This window comes from Microbacterium sp. Bi128 (genome assembly GCF_918698205.1).
In genome coordinates this window covers 1-1,632 of sequence record NZ_CAKKMM010001157.1, presented here as the reverse complement: position 1 = coordinate 1,632, position 1,632 = coordinate 1, and the positions used below count along the sequence as shown (strand labels likewise).

Sequence of the window (1,632 nt, the reverse complement as noted above, 5' to 3'; positions counted from 1 at the left end):
TCCTTCACGTTCACGCCCTCCGGTGACGGCACACAGGTCACCTGGACGATGACCGGGGAGAACAAAGGCATCGGCAAAGTGTTCGCCCTGTTCATGAACATGGACAAGATGGTCGGCGCCGACTTCGAAAAGGGCTTGGCCTCGCTGGCCGGCGCCGTGAAACAGCGACAGGCCTGAGTCGGGACGCCGCCGGGCCGCCCCGGCGGCCCGTCATTCCCGGCACGTTGGCCGGTGGAATGCTGCCGTTCAGGCCTGCCCGGCGCTCCGGACCAGTTCCGGGTGATGAATCCGGGCGACCTCGGGGTGGGCCCGCAGCCAGCCTTTGAGCACGTTTGCGCCGTAGGACGCGAGCATCGGATTGTCCGGATCATCGGTGACCCCCCGGGACCGGGCCGCGAGTGCGGGAGGCAGGGGCACTGGCTCAATGACGGCATCGAGCCGGGGCGAGAAGAAGAAGGGGACCGTGTAGCGGTCGACGCCGGCCGGGGGCGCCTCGACGCGGTGGATGGTGGCGGCCAGGTAACCCTGGGTCGCGACTTCGAGCATTTCGCCCAGGTTAATGACCAGGGCCCCCGGAATTGGTTCGACCGGAATCCAGCTGTCCGGAGTACCTGCAGGCCGCCGACCTGGTCTTGGAGCAACAAGGTGACAAAGCCGTAGTCCGCGTGCGCGCCGACACCCTGCGGACCGGCATCAGCGACGACGCCGCCGACGTAGTGGACCAACTTGGCCATCCAGGCCGGTGAGTCCCGGAAGGGTTCATCGAAGTATCCTTCGGGCAGTTCCAGCGACACGGCGATGGCGCTGAGCAATTCGGCCCCGACGCCGGACATCCGTTCCGCCCAGGCCATGCACACGGTGCGCAGCTCGGGCAGCGCCCGGTCCGGCAGCAGGTTCGGCCCTTGGACCAGCCAGTACGGCTGATCCGGCGGGTAGTCCTCCACGGCGGGGCGCTCCGGTCCAAAATCCAGCTGCTCCCGCGCATCCGGCCGCCCCTGGGTGATTTCGTGGCCCAGCCGCGTGTAACCGCGAAAATGCGGCGAGAGCCGGTTGTCCAGTTCCAGCCGTGATGCAAGCGGAAGCTCGAAGAAGCGCCGCGTGACGTCGAAGAGCTCATACACCTCGGCGGCAGAGGCCCCGTACCCGGTCAGCTGGAAGAAGCCCACCCGGTGCGTGGCGTCGCGCAGTGCATCAATAAACGCCGGGTCAAACCTGCCGTCGCGCCCCCTGGCGGTACTCAGGTCCAGGAGCGGAATGGAATCCGATGGTGCGCCCATGAGTGCAAAGTACCACCACAGCATTCACTACTGAACTCATTCCCAGCAACTGTGCAGGGTCCTCGCGGGTTTTCTTGACCGCGGTGTGAAAGAGTGCAGACACTGAAGCCGCCAAATCCACGCTGACAGGTCAATCAGAAAGCCGGAATCCATGAGCCGGACTGCCACGAAAAATCATCGACGAATCGCCGCGCGGCTGCTTGTTGCAGCAGTCCTGGTGGCGTCGGCAGCGGCGTGCGAGCCGGGGCCGCCGGGCGCCAGCCCGGGTCCCACTGCCGGGGGCACCGCCACCGCGGGGGCGGCGTCGAAGCCCGGGCACGTGTTCGTCATCAATCTCGAGAACAAGGGCTACAAC

General features: G+C 66.4%; 1 protein-coding gene and 2 pseudogenes. 2 read left to right on the top strand and 1 reads right to left on the bottom strand.

Translation table 11 applies throughout. From position 1 onward, the window contains the following. On the top strand, positions 1–177 hold a 177-nt coding region (locus LQV45_RS30785; RefSeq protein WP_290370366.1), incomplete at its 5' end, for an SRPBCC family protein. A 69-nt stretch (positions 178–246) separates the two neighbouring features. Here LQV45_RS30785 and LQV45_RS30780 read toward each other — a convergent pair. Continuing rightward, positions 247–1,277, bottom strand: a pseudogene (locus LQV45_RS30780) (isopenicillin N synthase family dioxygenase). A gap of 151 nt (positions 1,278–1,428) precedes the next feature. Here LQV45_RS30780 and LQV45_RS30775 point away from each other — a divergent pair. After that, positions 1,429–1,632: pseudogene (locus LQV45_RS30775) on the top strand (phosphoesterase); the annotation flags it as partial.